Below are 19204 nucleotides of genomic sequence, written 5' to 3'. Positions count from 1 at the left end.
TACCGCTGCGACCCCGACGGCAGCGCCGATGAGCAACCCGGCGATAAACGCGCCGGTGGCCGAAGCAGTTTGGCGTTCATGTTCGCGGCGCAACGCAGCCAAGAGGCGTTGGGCGGCTTCGCGCTCGGCGGCCAACGCCTCAAGCGTGGCGGCGCGTTCGGCATGGATCGACTCGGCGAAGCGGCGCGCGACCTCGGCGATCGCGTCGTTCTCAACGGTCATCGGCGTGCTCCTCAACTTATCAGAATGGGTAGAACCTGTCGGTGAAGCGGGTGCTCTCAACCACTTGCGCATCGCTCGCTCCCCACGTCATCCCTCTCCCCGCTTGCGGGGAGAGGGATGAATCTCTCGCTTTTTCGCTATCGCCACTATGCCTGCGACCTAACTACGGGTGCGGATCTCTTCCAATGCACGGGCCAAGAAGGCATCGACCGGTATTGCGCCAAGATCTTCACCGGCGCGGGTACGGACGGCGACAGCATCAGCAGCTTCCTCTCTGGCGCCGATTATAAGCATATAAGGTATCTTCTGCAACTGTGCCCGCCGAATCTTCCCTTGCATGCGGTCGCGATTGTCGTCGAGCTCTACCCGCAAACCGGCAGCGAAGAGACGCTGGCGCACCTTGCGCGCATACTCCATCTGCTTGTCGGTAATCGGGATGACGACCGCCTGCACCGGGGCCAGCCAGAGCGGGAACGCGCCGCCGTAGTGCTCGATCAAGACCCCCATAAACCGCTCGGTGGTGCCGGTAACGGCGCGGTGCAAGACGACCGGCGTGTGCGGCTTGTCGTCTTCGCCGATGTATTCGCAGCCTAAGCGGGCCGGTTGGATGAAATCGACTTGGATCGTGCTCAATTGCCACTCGCGCCCCAACACATCGCGGGCCAAGAAGTCGGCTTTCGGGCCGTAGAAGGCCGCTTCGCCCTCGGCTTCAAAATACTCGACGCCATTGGCTTCCAGCGCCGCGCGCAAAGCTGCCGTCGCCTGTTCCCACTTTTCATCGTCTTGCACATACTTACCCTCTTTGCCGCGCAGCGACAAGCGCACCTTGTAATCGGTGAACTTGTAGGTGCCGAGCACCTCACGGATCACTTGTAGGGCAAGGCTAAACTCCTCTTGAATCTGGTCGGGCCGGCAAAAGATATGGCAATCGTCTTGGGTCAAGGCCCGCACCCGCGTCAGCCCGCTCAATGCGCCGCTATCTTCGTAGCGGTAGAGGGTGGCAAACTCGGCGAAGCGCAGCGGCAAATCGCGATAACTAATCACGCCAAGTTGGTTGTAGAGGGTCATGTGGCTGGGGCAGTTCATCGGCTTCAGCCGGAAGACCAGATCCTCGCTCTCGACCATCGGCGGGAACATGCTGTCGCGATAGTTGTCGTAGTGGCCCGACTTGCGGTAAAGCTGCTCCTTCACCACATTGCCGGTCCAGACGTGCTGATAGCCGTAGCGGGTCTGCACCTCGCGCACGAACTTCTCCATCTCGTGCCGGATGATCTCGCCTTTGGGCGTAAAGATGGGCAAACCGGGGCCAATGTCGTCAGAGAAGAAGAACAGGCCCAATTCCTTGCCCAGACGGCGATGGTCGCGCTTGCGCGCCTCTTCCAACTGGTGCAGATAGGCTTCCAGCTCCTCTTTAGTGTTCCAGCCGGTGCCGTAAATGCGCTGCAACTGGCGATTCTTCTCATCGCCACGCCAATACGCGCCAGCGATGCTCATCAGCTTAAACGCTGCGGGATTGATCTCGCCGGTATGGTTGAGGTGCGGCCCGCGGCAGAGATCCTCGAACGTGTCTTGGCGATAGGTCGAGATGACCGTATCGCCGTGATGGGTCTCGCCGTATTCGTCCAACCCCTTCGCCAACCCCTCGATCAATTCGAGCTTGTAGGGCTGGTTGGCAAAGAGCTGGCGAGCCTCTTCGGCGCTCACCTCGCGGTAGATAAAGGGATAGTTACCGGCAATAATCCGCTTCATCCGCTGTTCGATCTCGGTCAAATCTTCCGGCGTCAGCGGGCGGGGCAGGTCAAAGTCGTAGTAAAAGCCATTCTCAATCGGCGGCCCGATGGCCAATTTGCCGTCAGGAAAGATTTCAAGCACCGCCTGCGCCATGACGTGGGCCAACGAATGGCGCAGACGGTAATACAGATCGTTCTTGGGATCGACCGGCATGGTTGAACTCCTTTACCTCAACACAATCGTTAGCATACCATCATCAATCCGCGCTGCGACAATCTGGCGGCCTTGCCGGAGCAACTCGGCATTGAGCCGTTCGTTGAGGGCAGCAGTCACATCACTTGCCGAAACCAGCGCCGCCAGCGGCCCCTCAATCTGCGGATCAACCGCTACCACCCGGCCATCGCGTACCGTTAGGCCAGTGCTGGCCACACTGGTCATGCCATACGCGCGCACTGTTACAATCGCCCGATCGGCGACTAACCGCACACTAGCGGCTTCAACCGGCAACACGGCGTCAATCCCGGCGAGGTAGCCGTTGATCTCGGCTTCGCTGACCGTTACTTCGCCGGAAGGCAATGCCGCAATCAAGTCGGGCAACGGCGCATTGGCTGTCGCAGCAGGTGGTGCGAGTAGATCGGCGATCCCGCGACCGAGTGCAGTGCTGAGTTGGGGACGGGCCAGCAGCAGGTAGAGTGTGGCAATTACCAGCAACCCCACACCAAGCCGGGCCAACTGGCCGATGCACCCGCTCGCCTCACGGCGTCGCGCTGGCAACCGGCGCGCGGAAGAACGCATATCAACTCCTTGCAGGCGACATAACTCAAACAGCTCTCCGCCCGCACGGGGACGAAGAGCTGCTTCGTGGTTCCACCCTGTGTTCACGCAACGCCAAACGATGGTGTTACGCCTCATTGGTCGCGATAACGGGCGAATCCCGTGCTCCCATACTAGCGCGCAGCTTTCCGGGAGCCGCTCGGAGGGGGTTTTCACCGGGACCATCGCCAGACGCGCTCTCAGTCGCGGCGCGCCCTCCCTGTGGCCGGAACCGGGTTACTCGTCCTCGTCGGCGCTTTGGCTATCTAACCGATTGACATGGTAGCGCGAAGCGGGCGGCGCGTCAAGGAGGGAATAGCCGCGAAAAGACGCAAAAGCCGCAAAAAATCTTTGTGCATTTTGGGTCATTTCGTGGCTATTATCCCCAGCGAGCGGGCGATTAGGTATAGCCACGAAGAGACGCAAAAGCCGCAAAATGTTAAAAAGAAATTTTGCGCATTTTGGGTCTTTTTGTGGCTATTAAGCATCGCAGTCCACGAGTTACGCCCCCACTGCGCTGTAGCGCGACACCCCCTCGCGCCACAGCCAGCGCAGCAACAACCCCAACAGCACTGCCCACCCGATCTGGTGCGCGAATCCCCACGCAATCGCCGCCGGATCGAGCCGGCCCAACAGCAGCTCCAGCGGAAAGGCCAGCATAGCGCGGAACGGCAGCCACGCCAGCACTGCCGTCACCGGCGGCGGCAACAGGTCGAGTGGGATTAGGTAGCCGCTGCTGAAGGCATAAACTCCAAACCAAAAATCTTGCAACGCCAGCACTTGCGTCCACCAAAAACTGAGCACGCCGATGCAGCACTGGTTAAGGAAATAGACTGTAAACGCCAGCGCCATTGCGAGCGGCAAGGCGGCCAAACTGAGCGGATCGGGCCGGGGGATGGCGCCGGGAGCGATCAGAGCGGCGATCAGCGCGATCGGTGCAACCATAATCAGGCGCAGCGGCTTGTCGGCCAGTGCCATCGCCAGATAGCGCCAGAGCGGATGTATCGGACGCAACAGGTGCGGCGACAACTCACCCAAGCGGATGTCGCGCTCCATATCCCAGATGATCCAGACCCCAGTCAGTTGGCGAATGCAGAGCGCACCGACAAAATAGGCGACGAAATCATCGCTGGCATAGCCGCCGATTACGCCATCGCCGGCTAGCGTGCGCCAGACGGCCAGCATGATCAGCGGTAGCATACCAGTGATGACCCAGATGAACAGTTGGGCGCGATAGGCGAGGGCATCGGCCCATGCCGCGCGCATCAAGACGGCGAATTTGGCTGGCATAAGACTGTCGCTATCAGTACAAGAACGATTGCGGTTTTAGGATGACACATGCGCGTAGAGGTTGTTGATGGCTTTGTGATGAGCTCATTTACCCTCACCCCCAGCCCCGCTCCCGTAACACGGGAGCGGGGAGTTCTATTCAGTCCGTGCAGGCATCCGTCCCGCGCAAGCGGGAGATTGCTTCGGGCGCTGCGCGCCCTCGCAATGACAGGAGTGTACGCACCATGCCCGCAGGGCGCGAATGGCGCGTATCAGCAACACTACCATTGCTGGCAGCCGGTCTTTCGCCAGTGTTCCCTCACTTCCAGCCGCGCTCCCTCTAGCGCGGGAGAGGGGCGCTGCTGCATTCCGCTCCCGCAATACCTTGCCCATTATCCAGCGGCTCCCTCGCTCTCGCCGTGAGGCGGGAGCGGGGATTGGGGGGTGAGGGCGTCAACGCAAAGCCGCAAAGCAAGCAAAGCCGCAGAGGATGACAACGCAAAGGCGCAAAGGACGCCGAGAGCGCGAAGGGGGGGGATTGGGATCATCCTCTGCGCCCTCGGCGTCCTCTGCAGTAAAAAAGCTTACCCCCACCCCTTGGTCGTCTCCTCTTTATTTTTCGAGGCTTTTGTGTTTTTGTGGCTATTCACTCCGCGTCCTCTGCGCTCTCGGCGGTAAACCCGATCCGACCCTCACCCCCGTCCCCGCTCCCGCACCAGCGGGAGCGGGGCGCTACTGCTTCCCGCTTCACGATGCCGTTCCCGCCAACCCCGCCTAACCCCCTCTCCCGCCGTCAGGTGGGAGAGGGGGTTAGGCGGGGCGAACGCAAACAGTGGCTGTATTGTACCAGACAACTTCCCCACTTTGGATTATGATAGAAACGGTATCGCTCTTGCATTCGGAGACCCCATGCGAATCGCGTTTCTCGACTCGTGGCTCCAGCAGGTAGCCGAAGGCAGCGGCACCGCCGCTGCAATCGGCGGCTTGGGCCGCGCCCTCCGCGCTCACGGCCATCACGTTGCCCGCATTGCCCCGCCGGTGGCATGGCCGCCGAACCTCACCCTGCGCCGGTTATTGTTTAATCTGTACATTCCTGCCCTCCTGCGCGCATTGCCCTACGACTTGATCGTCGGGGTGGATATTGACGGCGTATTGGTAGCGGGGCGCGTCACTACACCGTATGTGTGCAGCGTGAAAGGAGTGATTGCCGAAGAGCTGCAACACGAGCGCGGCAATGTGCGCCGCCTGCTCTGGCTGCTCTCGCGGCTAGAGCGGATCAATGCCCGTCGCGCGCCGTTGGTCATCACCACCAGCGACTATTGCCGGCGCAGCATCCAGCACCACTACGGCGTGCCAGCCGAGCGCATCCGGCTGGTGCCGGAAGGAATCGATCTGGCGGCATGGCCGCCGCCGGCGCCGCGTGGCGCCGGCCAGACCATTCTGTGCGTAGCCCGCCAATACCCGCGCAAACGCATCGCCGACCTGATCCGCGCTTTTGCGCATGTCCGGCAACATCTGCCCGCCGCCGAATTGGTGATCATCGGCGACGGGCCAGAACACAACAACCTGCGCGCGCTGGCCACCGAATTGAACTTGGGATCGGCTTGCCGCTTGCTTGGGGCGATACCCGACGATGATGAAGTGAAGGCATGGTACTACCGTGCCGATCTCTTCTGCTTGCCCAGCGTGCAAGAGGGGTTTGGTATCGTCTTTCTTGAAGCGATGGCTGCCGGTTTGCCGGTCGTCGCGACTACCGCCGCCGCGATTCCCGAAGTGGCGCCCCACGGCGAGGCGGGTCTCTTGGTTCCGCCCGGCGATGTACCGGCCTTGGCAGCGGCATTGACCACCCTGCTGGCCGATCCAGCCCTTCGCCAGCGGTATGGCGCGTTTGGCCGCGAGTATGTCGCCCGCTTCGACTGGATGCGGATAGCAGAACGATTTTTGGAAGTGACGCGGGGATGGTGAGCGGCTTTTCCTGTCATTGCGAAGGAGCGGCGGCGCCTAGCATCGCTGGGTGGCGCGCGACCGAAGCAATCTCCCGCTGAAGTGGGAACGGACGCTGAGGGGGATCGTTCCGTGCTCGGGGGGGATTGCTTCGCCGCCTGCGGCGGCTCGCAATGACATACAGGAATCAGCTTTCATCATCATCAAGAGTAGTACAATCTGAGCAGAAGGCAAGCTGTAGACTTACCTTCGTTCAGCGCGAAAGAACCCTATGTCGATTAAAGTACGTGGCCTGCGCAAATACTACCAAGTCCATCGCAAAGAGGCCGGCCTCGCCGGCTCGTTGCGCGCGTTCGTGCGCCGGCGTTACGAGACGGTGAAGGCCGTAGATGGGATTGATTTCACCATCGCCCCCGGAGAAATGGTCGGGTTTCTTGGCCCCAACGGCGCCGGCAAGACCACGACGCTGAAGGTGCTGGCCGGTCTGCTCCATCCGACCGCAGGCGAAGTGCGGGTGCTGGGGTTTACGCCGTTTGATCGCCAGACTGCGTTCCTCAAGCAGATTACGCTGGTGATGGGACAAAAGCAGCAACTGCTGTGGGATCTGCCGGCGATCGAGACCTTTGAAGTCAATCGGGTGATCTTCGAGGTGCCCGCTGCCGAGTACCGGCGCACGCTCAATGAGCTGATCGAACTACTTGAACTCGGTGACTTGCTCAATAAGCAGGTGCGCAAGTTGAGTTTAGGTGAGCGGATGAAGTGCGAATTGGCGGCAGCCTTGCTTCATCGCCCCAAGGTGCTCTTCCTCGATGAGCCGACCATCGGTCTCGATGTAACAATGCAGGCCCGCGTGCGCGAGTTTGTCGCCGAATACAACCGGCGCTACGGTGCGACAGTGTTGTTGACCAGCCACTATATGGCCGACGTCACCGCCCTCTGCCGGCGGGTGATCGTGATTAACCACGGACGCTTGCTCTACGATGGCAACTTGCAAAGTATGGTTGAGCAGGTCGCGCCGCACAAGATCATTCATTTGGTGTTGAGCGAGCCGGTGCCGGTCGAGGTATTGGCCCGCTACGGCGAGGTGCAGCGCGCCGACGGGCTTGCGGTCGAATTGAAGGTTGCCCGCCACGACACCACCCGCACCGGCGCTCGCCTACTAGCCGAGTTACCGGTGGCCGATGTCAACATCGCCGAGCCGCCGATCGAAGAGATCATTGGCGAGGTCTTTGGCCAACCGGTGTAAAGACACTGTATGCGCTATATGAAGTAACCCTGTAGCGCCGCCCGGCGGTGCGGCGTTCGGCCAGCGGTGCGCGATCAGGAACGAGCTGATAGCGCCGCCCGGCGGTGCGGCGTCCGGCCAACAGGGGGAAAGACGACGCATACAGCCTCCTTACCCCGCCGCAACCACCTCCTCGGCGGCGACAATCGCGCCGCGGGTGCGCATTTCGGTCAATGTCAACACACCGTTAACCACCGCTACCGGCTGGACACTAGTATCTTCGCGAGCGGCAAGCACAGCGTGCGGCCCAATTTGCGCCCGGTCATCGATCCACGAATGGCTGATCATCGCGCCAGCGCCAATCATCACCTCGTTGCCGATCACCGATCCGCCAATCATCGCCTCGCTGCCAATCGTTGCTCCGGCTTCGATCGCCGACGCGATGATCAATGTCCCCGGCCCGACCACCACTCGCGGGCCAATCACGGCTGGCCCAACGATCTTCGCTTGCGGGCCAATGACTGCGCCCTTGCCAATCACCACCACCCCCTCAATATCCGCCTCTGGGTCAATCCGCGCAGTAGGTGCAATCTGCGATTGTGCCAACCGCGCCAGCAAAAACCGCGCCGCCAGCAAGGCTTCCCACGGTGTGCCGACCGGAATCCAGTGACCGGTACAGAGGTGGCAAACGATCGGATGGTGATTAGCCAACAACGTGATCAAATCGGTTAATTCGAGTTCGCCGCGCGGCGAAGGGATGATTTGGCGTAACAACGGAAACACCGCTTCGTCAAAATGGTAGATGCCAGGGTTGGCGAGCGCATTTGCCGGCGGGTTGGCCGGCTTCTCGATAATCCGGTACACCAGCCCATCTTGCACATCGAGCACGCCAAACGAACGCGGATCGGCGACGCGCAACCCGGCGACGGCATAGCGGTGCTGGCTCACCCCAATGACATCGGCGCGGTCGATCAAATTATCGCCATAAAGCAGCAAAAACGGTTCGTCAATCGGTTCGGCGGCTAGCAATGCGCCAGCCGTACCGTTAATCACCGTCTGATGAACGTAGCGTAGCGCCATCCCGCGATACGAATCGCCAAACGCGGCGATGATCTGATCGGCCCGATAGCCGACCACTAACGTCACCCGTTCCACCAACCCTACTAGTTCATCAAGAATATGGGCTAGCAGCGGTTGGCCGAGCAGCGGGATCAACGGCTTAGGACGATGTTCGGTCAGTGGCCGTGTGCGGGTAGAGGCGCCGGCAACGAGAATGACTGCGTGGCGAGCAGCAGGCATGGTCTCCTCCCTTAACGGATCGGTCCAGTCTCAGGATACCATGACCTGTGGAATTGTTTGCCAAACCGCAATCGCGGTGAAGGCGCAAAGGAAGCAAAGACGCAAAGGAACTAAACGCAACGGCGCAAAGGAAGCAAAGACGCAGAGGAACTAAACGCAGAGGCGCAGAGGGCGCAAAGTACGCGGAGGGTTTGGTGGGGGGATACGAGCAAGCTTGTACCCCGCCCGCCTCCGCGTCCACTGTGCCTGATGCTCCCATCCCAGCCCTCCCCCGGAGGGGGAGGGAGTCAGCCATACCCCTCCCTCAGCGGGGGAGGGGAAGGGGGTGGGGGCAAAACCAATGCCAAGGCGCAGAGGAAGCAGAGGCGCAGAGGGTCGAAACGCAAAGGCACCGAGCACGCAAAGCACGCAAAGGGTTTGGTGGACGGGGTACAAGTGCGCTGGTGTCCCGTCCTTGCACTGTCCGCTGCGCTCGCTGCGGTAAACTGACACCCTCCTAGCCCGCTCCCCCAGCGGGGTTGAGGGGCGGACAGAACGGGTTGATCGAGTACAACGGTCGATCGCTGTACGATGCCGTAAAGCCTCGTGCTGCGTGCCTCATCACCCCTCCCCCAGCGGGGGAGGGGCAAGGGGTGGGGGCATCAGCCCGCGCAGCGGGCTTCGTAACCCTAGCCCGGCTCTTCAGGGCCGGGTTCCTGACAAATGTTCTGTCCGCCCTTGAACTCCCAGCGGCGGAGGGGGTTGGGGGTGGAGGCAAAACCAATGCAACGGCGCAAAGGAAGCAAAGACGCAGCGGTTGGGAAAACGCAAAGGCGCAGAGTACGCAAGGCATGTAGAGGGTTTAGCAGGGAGAAATACGAGCGCACTTGCGCCCCTGCCCTCCTCCGCGCCCTCTGCGGTAAACTAACCCCTAGGGTTATCCACCTGCCAACTGGCGGGTCAGCAAAATCGCCTGCGCCACTTCGCGCATCGTCTTGCGATTGCGCATCGCCAGTTGCTGAATGCGGCGGAAGGCTTCCGCTTCGCTGAGACCGTGCAGATCCATCAGTACACCCTTGGCCTGCTCAATCTCCTTACGGGTTTCGAGCCGGTCACGCAACGCGATGACTTCATTGCGGCGCGCTTGATAGACCTGCCAGCGGGCCAGCGTCACCTCAATCAACGGCATCAACTCAGCATCGCGGAAGGGTTTTGTCAAATAGCCAAAGACGCCGGCCATCCGCGCTCGTTCGGCCAATTCCCGCGACGCCGAGGCCGTGAGCAGAATCACCGGCGCCAACCCTTCGTGGCACAAGATGGTTGCCGCTTCTAAGCCATCAAGATGCGGCATTTTGTAATCGAGCAACACCAAGTCAGGCCGCATCTGGCGCGCCATTGCCACCGCTTGCTGTCCGTCCGCCGCTTCACCAACGATCAAATAACCGAGCGCGAGCAACGTCTCGCGCAGGTGTATCCGGATCAACGATTCATCATCAGCAATCAAGAGTCGCGCTGCCATGCGTGCTCCCGAAACAATAAGCACCCGCCGCCGCAACGGTGCGACGCGCAGGTGGCATCAATGCGATGTGTCAATGTAACTTCAAGTATACGCTTTGGCAGCGATGAATGCTATGGCAGAATTGCACAATGAAAGACGGGGGAAATTTGTAGAGACGTACCCGTTACGGGTTCGCCGGTTCGACTCCGTGGCCGGCAGTGATGTGGCTGAGGTCAATTGTCCCGCCTCGCAGTATAAAACCGCCCTCGAAGGGGTTCTCGGCAAGGAAAAAGGGCGTGTCGAGATCGACGAAGCGGAAGCCGCCCAAACCGGCGGCGAAGTGGGCCGACATGGTCATGGCGAGGATCGACTCGACCATGCCGCCGATCATCAGCCCTAACCCGGCAGCGCGGGCAATGGCGGCCATTTCGAGCGCCTCGATCACACCAGTCTTCATCAATTTAATGTTGATCACATGGGCTGCTCGCTCGTGAGCGATGCGTAACACATTCAGCGCGCTGGCAGCCATCTCATCGGCGGCGATGGGAACGCCGCCCCACTGCACCAGTTGGCGCATGCCGGCCCAATCGCTGGCAGGCACCGGCTGCTCAACCAAGGCCGGCACGATCTGCTGCAAGCGCAACGCGCCGAGCAATTCCATCATCGCCTCGGCGGTCAAACCGCCATTGCCATCGAGAATCAACGGCGCGTCGGGAGCAAGCGCGCGAATAGCGGTAATACGGGCTAAGTCGTGGCTCAGTTCGCTACCGCCGATTTTGACCTTGATCTGGCGAATGCCTCGATCGAGAATATCGAGCGTGGCCAGCGCCGCCGCTTCGACCGTGCCGGTGGTGATGGTCATATCGGTCTCGAGCGTATGGCTAGCGCCGCCAAAGAAGACGTACAGCGGCAACCCGTAATGGCGGGTGAGGGCATCGATCACCGCCGTCTCGATGGCGCAACGGGCCGAGCCGTAGCTGCCGATCTGCTCGCGCAACTGGCAGGCAATGGCCCGCCATTCGCGCGCGTCAGCACCCTCTACCGCCGAACGCACCGACTCAATCGCCGCTTGCGCGCCGGCCTGTGTCTCGCCGTTAAACGCCGGGAAGGGGGCCGCTTCCCCGTAACCGCGGATGCCGTTCGCCAGTTCGACCGTTACCAACAGATTACGGGCCACGTCTTGCGCGCCGCCGGCAATACCAAACGGACTGTGCAACGGAATATCGAGCGGCATCACCGACAAAGCGCGGATGGTGGTCGTCATAGACTGCTCTCTGCTACACCAAAACTACTTGTAAATTCGTGGCTCCCCCTCACACCCGATACTGCCGGCGCAGATAGACCGTAATCGTCACCAACACCATCACCGCACCTAGCACCTGCCAGATACTCTGCAACTGCTCGCCGAGCAGCAGAGCAGCTAATGCCAGCGCGCTCACCAGCCGCCAACCCATTGTGCTGCTCACCAGCGGCGCACCGAGTTGGCGCAGGGCCACAATCTGGCCGAGGTTCGCACCCAACAACACAAAGACCACGAATGCGGCAAACACCGCCCAATCGTACGGGCCAATCTCGCCAAATCGCTGCCATGGCTCGCCCAAGAGCACGCTCATCGCGCCGCAAGTGACCGTCAGCGCGATCAGTTGAATCACCAGCATCGCTTCGGCTCGCACCTTGCCCGCCCCGGTTGCGCGCGGCACCAGTATCATATAGAGCGCCAGCGCACACGCCGAGACAAAGGCGATCGCGATGCCAAGCAGATCGCTTGCCGTCAAGCGCAAAATCGTACCGCTAGCAACATCGCCGCTCATCAGCAACAACGAGCCAACGATCGAGAGCGCGATAGCGGGCAGCGTAAACGGCGGCAGCCGCTCGCGGAAGAAGAGCTTGCTCAGCAGCGCGACGATCAACGGGGTGAGCAGCGTGATCAGTTGCACATAGATCGCCAGCGTGAAGCGCGCCGAAGTCAAGTTCGTCATCGCGCGCACGCTTACCACCAGCGCAAACAGCCAGATGATCGGCGTCACCCAGACCTTGCGGTCAACGTGGCGATAGGCAAAGGGGAGATAGACCAGCAGCGCGAGCGCATTGCCGAGGCTGAGAATCGCCATACTAGGCAAGTGGCTTATGGTCTGGAGATAACGGGCTAGCACCGGGTAGGCGCCCCAGCCGGTGTGGGCAAAGAGGGCCACCGCCAACCAGAGCCACGAGACTCCGGCGCGGGTTGCAGTTGCAGATGAATTGCTCATAACGGGTATTATAGCAAAGGTTGATTGAGCCATAAACGAAGCGGAGACGGCCCCTCCTGTCATTGCGAGGGAGCGGCGGTGCCCCAGCTTTGCTGGGGGGCGTGCGGCCGAAGCAATCTCCTGCTTCAGCGAGAATGGACGCTGAGAGGGATCGTCCCGTACCCGTGGAGGATTGCTTCGCTGCCTGCGGCGGCTCGCAATGACAGATAGGGGAGCGGGAACGGCGGCTGAGAGGGATCGTCCCGTGCTCGGTTCAAGGGCGTAACATCTATTCAGAACAACCGCTTCCCGGTGGGAAGTGCCCCCGGCCCTGAAGGGCTAGGGTTACGAAGCCCGCTGCGCGGGCTGATGGCCCTCACCCTCGGCCCTTCTCCCACCTTGCGGCGGGCGAAGGGAGGCGCTGTGTTGCTGCACAGGCACACACTCAACCGAACATGATGATCGCCCCTCTCCCGCAACGCGGGAGAGGGGGAGGGGGTGAGGGTGAACTGGTGCATTTCGCTGCCATCAATCGTAGCTACGCTCATGTGTTCGGTTCGTCCTTGCACCGTGCTCGTGGGGGATGGGGGATTGCTGCGCTGCGCTCCGCTCGCAATGCCAGATGGGGGAGCGGGAGGAGTGCGTGCAGCCATCCCTCCCGTGCTCGGAGGGGATCGCTGCGCCGCCTGCGGCGGCTCGCAATGCCAGATGGGGGAGCGGGAGGAGTGCGTGCAGCCATCCCTCCCGTGCTCGGGGGGGATTGCTTCGCCGCCTGCGGCGGCTCGCAATGTAATATTGGCACGTGCATTCGTTGGCATCAGGAGGATCGCTATGCCCATTGACCTCGCTGATCTGATCGCCGCTGGCGGCGTACTGGCCGGCCCGGCGTATACCGATACCTTCACCGATTGGAGTTACGACTCGCGTTTGACCAATGCCGGCGAGTGTTTTATCGCTCTCCGCACGGCGCGGGCCGATGGCCACGACTATATTCCGGCGGCGATTGCTGCCGGCGCGCGGGGGGTGCTGTGCAGCCGCCCGCCCCACGATGCCGGCAACGCGACGGTGATTGTCTGCCCCGATCCGCAGGCGTTGTTGCTGCGCTGGGCCAGTGCCCGCTTGCGCGCGCTGCATCCCACTGTGATCGCTGTGACCGGCGGGATCGGCAAGACCCTCGCCCGGCGCGCGATTGCTGCTGTGCTCAGCCAGCAGGCCGCTACCTTCCAAAGCCGGCGCAATTTCAATTCGCTGTTGGGCTTGCCGATTGCGCTCGCCCGCCTGCGCGACGGTGATCGCTATGCGGTGCTCGAATTCGCCGGCGAGCAGCTTGCCCCGCTTGCGGCTGCGTTTCCGCCCCACCTTGCCGTGATCACGCCCGCCGCCGATCCGGCAATGGCGGCATATTTGGCAGATCAAGGCGCACAACTGCTCATCGTCGCCGAACCGTTCCGTTACACTGGCGCGAGTGGGATTGATCTACGAGCGACGGCGATTGAGTACGGGCGTGATGGCGTCTCGTTCCTTGCCCAGAGTAGTGAAAGCAACCTCGCGATCACCACCCCGCTGCTCGGCCCTCCCGGTGTGGCGGCGGCGCTGGCAGCGGTAGCAGTGGGCCGGGTGTGCGGAGTGGCGCCGGAGGCGATTCAGCAGGCGTTGGCCCAGCTCGAAGCGCCGGCAGGACGTCTGCGGCCTGTGGCGGGGGCGCAGGGAGAGACGATCCTCGACGATAGCTTCAATGCTACGCCGCTGGCGATGCGGGCCGCCTTGCAAACACTGGCCGCTTTACCGGCGCGGCGACGGATTGCGGTGTTGGGCACGCCAACCGAATTGCCGGCAATTGACCCGACCCCGATCTTGACCGAACTCGGCGCGCAGGCGGCGCAGAGCGCCGACTACCTCGTGCTCAAGGGGATCGGTGCGGCGACAATGGCCCACGCTGCGCGCCTCGCCAATCCGGCGGCAAGCATTCACGTTGTTGATACCAACGACGCGGCGCGGGCAGCGCTGCCCGCCGATCGAGGTAATAACGATCTTGTGTTGGTATCGGGCGGCGCCAGCGAACGGCTAGAACAGGTGATCGCGCCGCTGCTCGCCGTCGATCATCTACCTGAACGCTTGCTGGTGCGACAAGAACCGGCATGGCGCAGTGTGCGGATCGGCGATCCGGGCCGCCCGACGTGGGTGCATCTCGATTTGTCCGCCATTGCCGATAACGTCCGCGCCCTCCGCGCCCATGCCGGCGTGCCGCTGATGGTCGTGCTCAAAGGTGATGGGTATGGTCACGGCGCTGCGCGGGTAGCGCGGGCGGCGTTAGCTGCCGGAGCGGAGTCAGTGGCCGTCGCGACGCTCGGCGAAGGGCGTGCGTTACGTGCCCAAGGCATCAACGCGCCGATTCTGGTCTTGGGCTATACCCCGCCGTGGCAGGTTGCCGACGCGATCCGGCTTGATCTGATGATCACACTCTTTGACGACGACACCGCACAGGCGCTCAGCGCTGCGGCGGCGGAATTAGGCCGGCCCGCGCGGGTTCACATCAAAGCCGACACCGGCATGGCCCGGCTAGGGCTGCCGCCTGCCGAAGTAGGCCCGTTTCTCCACCGGCTCCGCGATCGCCCCGGCATCGAGCCAGTTGGTCTTTACACCCACTTTGCTCGCGCCGACGAAGCCGATCCTACACCAACCACCCAACAACTGGCCCGCTTTCAGGCCATCCTCACCGAGATCACCAGCGCCGGCTTGCGCCCGCCAATCGTTCATGCGGCCAACAGCGCCGCCACATTACGCTTCCCAGCCGCGCGCTTTGATATGGTGCGACCCGGTCTCGCCTGCTACGGCCTCGCCCCCAGTCTAGATGCGCCACTCTTGCCCGGCATGCGCCCGGCCCTCAGCTTCTACAGCGAAGTCGCCCAAGTGCGCGCGCATCCTGCTGGCACGCCAATCTCGTACGGCGGCGTCTACGTCACCCCGCGCCCAGCGCGCATCGCCACCATCCCGGTTGGCTACGCCGACGGTCTCCGCCGGTCGCCGCCGTGGCGTGAGGTGCTGATTCGTGGTCGCCGTGCCCCCATCGTCGGGCGCATCTGCATGGACTACATCATGGTTGATGTCACCGGCATTCCGGGAGTGCAGCGCGGCGATGCAGTGACGATCATTGGGCGGCAGGGTGATGATGCGATATGGGTGGATGAAATTGCCGGCTGGCTGGGTACAATCAGCTATGAAGTGTTGACTGGCATCTTGCCGCGTGTGCCGCGTGAGATTTAATATGGAGTGCGACAGTCAAACTGCTGCACTCCATGCGGTACAGAAATAGCCACAAAGAAACGCAAAATGTATATTTTTATTCGTGTATTTTGTATCTTTTTATGGCTGTTTTTTATAATTCTCGCGCGTGATGTACCGCTGAGGACGGGTAGGGGGAGCCGTGTCCACTGCCACAGCGATGCCTAGTAGGGCAACAGGGGCTTGACAAACCCGGATTGTCTTTGCAATAGTCATGTGCGCCACCCAAATCATTGCTTCATCGGCAGAATGTGCTGTCCAATTCGCCACTGCAATCCGTAGCGTTTGCCGATCGTTATGTTTTGGTGGATACCATGATGCTGCGGCAGCGAACGGTGCGGATGTGGTTTGGACTAGTCTGTTTGGCGTTGTGGGTGTCGTTGCTGCCACCGGCAGCGGTGCGGGCTGAGCCGCCGTTGCCACCATTGAGCAATCCTCCCCCATCACCCCCGATAGATGAACTTATGGGCCAGCAGCAATTACCACCGTCGTTTCCCGATCTGATTCCGGTTGCGATGGTTTGCGATGTCATATGGTGCGGATAGCGTGGTTGGTCAGTGCATGACTCACCGCAGGGAACGCCGGGGAAGCGGAGAGTGGGTTTCACCCCTGCGCTTTCTGCGGTAAAACCCTACCCTTGGCCGGTTCCTGAGCGCGGATACCATCGCCCCCGGCGTGCAGGCGTTGACCCTGTGGCCCAGCGACCTCATCGCGCAATCAGCGTGGCGCGCGGGGGGCGGTTAACCAGCACACGACTCACCGCGGAGGATGGGGGCTTTCCCCTCTGCTTCCTCCGCGTTCTCTGCGGTAAAATCTTGCGTGGCCAGTTCCTGAGCGCGGATACTATCATACCGCCGCGCAACCGGTGTGGCGGGCGGTTACCTCATCTGCTGCGGAGATGCTCTCGCGTGCGCGACATAAGTTGGCAAAACGCAACGATCTATGTTATAATGACGGCGCTTATATTAGGAACGCCGGGCTGCGCCGGCCCGCGCGCGATTACACGAGGAGGAACTGCTCGTGGCGCTTGAAAAAGAGGAAAAGTCGCAAATTATCAACGGCTATCAGATCCACGAGACTGATACCGGTTCGCCCGAAGTTCAGGTCGCGCTCTTGACCGAGCGGATCAACCAGTTGATCGAGCATTTGCGCGTCCATATCCACGACCATCACTCGCGGCGCGGTCTGCTCAAGCTTGTCGGGCGGCGGCGGCGGCTGCTCAACTATCTGCAGTCCAAGGATCGCGAACGCTACCGCAATGTTATCAATCGCCTCGGTCTGCGCCGCTAGTATGATAGGGGCAACCGTCAGTGTAAGCTAAGGTCAACGAGGGCGCCAGCGGCATTTGCCGCCCGGCGCTCTTTGCTTGCAGTCGTCTGGCGCGGTGGTTCGGGATTGGCGCATGCGCGTGAGTCGCTCGCGCGTATCCGCCAGTGCCGAACTCCGCGCCCCGGCCGCGGTCGTGCGGCCGCCATGGTTTCAGTGGGGCGCACTGGCGCCTCAGTTAAGCAGGAGTTGTAAGGAAGTATGACAGAGCGGAAGATTTACACCGTGAGCGCGGAGATTGCCGGCCGTACTTTGACCCTTGAAGCCGGTCGTTTCGCCGAACAGGCCGATGGCGCGGTGGTGGCGCGGTATGGCGATACGATGCTGCTGGCCACTGTTGTCTGCGCCAAAGAGGCGCGGGAAGGAACCGATTTCTTCCCCCTCACTGTTGATTACGAAGAGAAGATGTACGCCGTGGGCAAGATTCCCGGCAATTTCTTCAAACGCGAAGGCCGCCCCACCACCACTGCGATTCTCATCTCGCGGTTGACCGACCGCCCGCTGCGCCCCCTCTTCCCCAAGGGGTTCTATAACGAAGTGCAGGTGATTATCACCACCTTCTCGATCGATATGGAGAATGACCCCGGCCCGCTGGCGATTATCGCCGCCTCGGCAGCGTTGTCGATCAGCGATATTCCTTTTGCTGGCCCGGTCGGCGCGGTGCAGATGGGCCATCTCAACGGCCAGTTGGTCGTTAACCCCAAGATGGGCGAGATGGAGCAGAGCCGGCTCGATCTGGTCGTCGCCGGCACCAAAGATGCGGTGCTGATGGTCGAGGCTAGCGCGCATGAGTTGACCGAAGATGAGATGTTGCAGGCGGTGATTGATGGCCACGCCGTTTGCAAGCAGATTTGCGATCTGCAAGAGCAGTTGGTGCAGCTTTGCGGCAAGCCTAAGCGCCCCTTCACCCCGCCGGTCGTCGATACCTCGCTCGAAGAGGCGATCAGCGTGTGGATGGGTGATCGCTTACGCCAAGCGGTGCGCAGCCCGATTAAGCAGGAGCGCGAGGCGCAGACTGAGGCGCTGAAGGCTGAGGTGATCGCGCACTTTACTGCCGATGAGCCTGAGGAAGAGATTCCGAACCGCACCAAAGAGGTCAGCAAGGCGTTTGAGAAGCTGCTCAAGGATGAAGTGCGCAACGCGATCCTCGATGAAGGGATTCGCGTTGATGGCCGTGCTCTCGATGAGATTCGCCCGATCAGCATCGAGGTCGGCGTGGTGCCGCGCGTCCACGGTTCAGCCGTCTTTACCCGCGGCCAGACGCAGGTGCTGACCATTACTACTCTTGGCTCGCCCGGCGATGAGCAGAAGGTGGATGATCTCGGCATCGAGACGACTAAACGCTACATTCACCACTATAACTTCCCGCCGTTCAGCACCGGCGAGGTGCGCCGGCTCGGTACGCCGCGCCGCCGCGACATCGGCCACGGCGCGCTCGCTGAGCGATCGCTGTACGCGGTGCTGCCGAGCGAAGAGGAGTTTCCCTACACGATCCGGCTCGTCTCTGAGGTGCTCTCGTCGAATGGTTCGTCGTCGATGGCGTCGGTCTGCGGTTCGTCGCTCAGCCTGATGGATGCTGGCGTGCCAATTAAGGCCCCCGTGGCTGGGGTGGCGATGGGCTTGATTACCGATGAAGATGGGCGCTGGCGCGTGTTGACCGATATTCAGGGTCTTGAAGATGCGCTCGGTGATATGGACTTTAAGGTAGCCGGCACCGCGAAGGGTGTCACCGGGTTGCAGATGGATATCAAGACCACCGGGATTACCTACGAGATTATGCGGCAGGCGTTTGCGCAGGCCCGCGCCGGTCGGCTCTTTATTCTCGATAAGATGAATGCGGTGATAAGCGCACCGCGGCCTGAGTTGTCGATCTATGCGCCGCGGATTATGACCATCCAGATTCCGGTCGAGAAGATCGGCGCGCTGATCGGCCCCGGCGGCAAGACGATCCGCAATATCTGCGATACCACCGGCGCCCAGATTGATATCGAAGACGACGGTCGCGTCTTTATCACCACGCCCGACGGCGAGGCGGCCAAGAGGGCGATCAGTATGATCGAGGGCCTGACCCGCGAGGCCAAGGTGGGCGATATCTTCCTTGGCAAAGTGGTGAGCATCAAGCCGTTCGGCGCGTTCGTCAATATCTTGCCTGGCAAAGACGGCATGGTGCATGTGTCAGAGCTTGACGACAAGCGGGTCGAGAACGTCGAAGATGTGGTCTCGCTCGGTGACGAGATCAATGTGATGGTGATTGACATTGACCGCACCACTGGCAAGATTAGTCTCAGCCGGCGGGCGGTGCTCACCGGCGAGACGCCGGAAGAGCGGAAGGCCACCGGCACTGCGCCCCGCCCCCGTCCCCGCGAAGAGTCGCGTGGCGGGCGGGAG

Annotated in this window: 11 protein-coding genes and 2 pseudogenes; 5 read left to right on the top strand and 8 right to left on the bottom strand. The window is 61.5% G+C overall.

Translation table 11 applies throughout. The features are described 5' to 3' along the window. The 4 genes and pseudogenes from U9R81_RS18915 to U9R81_RS18900 form a co-directional block, all read right to left on the bottom strand. A pseudogene (locus tag U9R81_RS18915) lies at window positions 1–222 on the bottom strand (hypothetical protein); the annotation flags it as partial. A gap of 159 nt (window positions 223–381) precedes the next feature. Continuing rightward, complete coding sequence (thrS, locus tag U9R81_RS18910; protein WP_322496965.1) at window positions 382–2166, bottom strand: threonine--tRNA ligase; 1785 nt, start codon at window positions 2164–2166, stop codon at window positions 382–384. Window positions 2167–2178: 12 nt separating this feature from the next. Further along, the gene (locus tag U9R81_RS18905) at window positions 2179–2748 is read right to left on the bottom strand and encodes a hypothetical protein (protein ID WP_322496964.1); all 570 of its coding nucleotides are present in this window, start codon (window positions 2746–2748) and stop codon (window positions 2179–2181) included. Between the two features lie 519 nt (window positions 2749–3267). Next, entirely contained in the window at window positions 3268–4056 is a 789-nt protein-coding gene (locus U9R81_RS18900) for an ABC transporter permease (protein WP_322496963.1), read from the bottom strand. Window positions 4057–4944: 888 nt separating this feature from the next. On the opposite strand from U9R81_RS18900, the gene U9R81_RS18895 reads away from it, so the two are divergent. Continuing rightward, window positions 4945–6000, top strand: a complete 1056-nt coding sequence (locus U9R81_RS18895) for a glycosyltransferase family 4 protein (protein ID WP_322496962.1) — start codon at window positions 4945–4947, stop codon at window positions 5998–6000. A 361-nt stretch (window positions 6001–6361) separates the two neighbouring features. Continuing rightward, window positions 6362–7225: pseudogene (locus U9R81_RS18890) on the top strand (ABC transporter ATP-binding protein); the annotation flags it as partial. A gap of 150 nt (window positions 7226–7375) precedes the next feature. On the opposite strand, the gene U9R81_RS18885 reads toward U9R81_RS18890, so the two are convergent. From U9R81_RS18885 to U9R81_RS18870, 4 genes are all read right to left on the bottom strand, one after another. Next, window positions 7376–8503, bottom strand: a complete 1128-nt coding sequence (locus U9R81_RS18885) for a sugar phosphate nucleotidyltransferase (protein WP_322496960.1) — start codon at window positions 8501–8503, stop codon at window positions 7376–7378. Window positions 8504–9419: 916 nt separating this feature from the next. Beyond that, the gene (locus U9R81_RS18880) at window positions 9420–10001 is read right to left on the bottom strand and encodes an ANTAR domain-containing response regulator (protein WP_322496959.1); all 582 of its coding nucleotides are present in this window, start codon (window positions 9999–10001) and stop codon (window positions 9420–9422) included. 163 nt (window positions 10002–10164) lie between these two features. Next, window positions 10165–11244, bottom strand: a complete 1080-nt coding sequence (locus U9R81_RS18875) for a dipeptide epimerase (protein WP_322496958.1) — start codon at window positions 11242–11244, stop codon at window positions 10165–10167. A 49-nt stretch (window positions 11245–11293) separates the two neighbouring features. After that, the gene (locus tag U9R81_RS18870; protein ID WP_322496957.1) at window positions 11294–12229 is read right to left on the bottom strand and encodes a DMT family transporter; all 936 of its coding nucleotides are present in this window, start codon (window positions 12227–12229) and stop codon (window positions 11294–11296) included. 810 nt (window positions 12230–13039) lie between these two features. Here U9R81_RS18870 and alr point away from each other — a divergent pair. The 3 genes from alr to pnp form a co-directional block, all read left to right on the top strand. Then, window positions 13040–15472, top strand: coding sequence for an alanine racemase (alr, locus tag U9R81_RS18865; RefSeq protein WP_322496956.1), 2433 nt, complete (start codon window positions 13040–13042; stop codon window positions 15470–15472). 1038 nt (window positions 15473–16510) lie between these two features. Continuing rightward, a complete protein-coding gene (rpsO, locus tag U9R81_RS18860; RefSeq protein ID WP_066791488.1) occupies window positions 16511–16780 on the top strand; it encodes a 30S ribosomal protein S15 in 270 nt (89 codons plus the stop codon). Window positions 16781–17017: 237 nt separating this feature from the next. Next, window positions 17018–19204 (top strand): polyribonucleotide nucleotidyltransferase (gene pnp, locus U9R81_RS18855; protein WP_322496955.1); only part of this gene is annotated, 2187 nt, incomplete at its 3' end.

Origin of the sequence: Chloroflexus sp., assembly GCF_034435895.1 — a bacterium.
Taxonomy (GTDB): domain Bacteria; phylum Chloroflexota; class Chloroflexia; order Chloroflexales; family Chloroflexaceae; genus Chloroflexus.
The sequence above is the reverse complement of the archived record's forward strand: the minus strand, read 5'-3'. Positions and strand labels throughout refer to the sequence as shown.

Excerpts from the sequence above, each read along its gene's own strand:
- thrS (WP_322496965.1), bottom strand. The coding sequence starts at position 2,166 with ATGCCGGTCGATCCCAAGAACGATCTGTATTACCGTCTGCGCCATTCG.
- U9R81_RS18905 (WP_322496964.1), bottom strand. The coding sequence starts at position 2,748 with ATGCGTTCTTCCGCGCGCCGGTTGCCAGCGCGACGCCGTGAGGCGAGC.
- U9R81_RS18900 (WP_322496963.1), bottom strand. The coding sequence starts at position 4,056 with ATGCCAGCCAAATTCGCCGTCTTGATGCGCGCGGCATGGGCCGATGCC.
- U9R81_RS18895 (WP_322496962.1), top strand. The coding sequence starts at position 4,945 with ATGCGAATCGCGTTTCTCGACTCGTGGCTCCAGCAGGTAGCCGAAGGC.
- U9R81_RS18885 (WP_322496960.1), bottom strand. The coding sequence starts at position 8,503 with ATGCCTGCTGCTCGCCACGCAGTCATTCTCGTTGCCGGCGCCTCTACC.
- U9R81_RS18880 (WP_322496959.1), bottom strand. The coding sequence starts at position 10,001 with ATGGCAGCGCGACTCTTGATTGCTGATGATGAATCGTTGATCCGGATA.
- U9R81_RS18875 (WP_322496958.1), bottom strand. The coding sequence starts at position 11,244 with ATGACGACCACCATCCGCGCTTTGTCGGTGATGCCGCTCGATATTCCG.
- U9R81_RS18870 (WP_322496957.1), bottom strand. The coding sequence starts at position 12,229 with ATGAGCAATTCATCTGCAACTGCAACCCGCGCCGGAGTCTCGTGGCTC.
- alr (WP_322496956.1), top strand. The coding sequence starts at position 13,040 with ATGCCCATTGACCTCGCTGATCTGATCGCCGCTGGCGGCGTACTGGCC.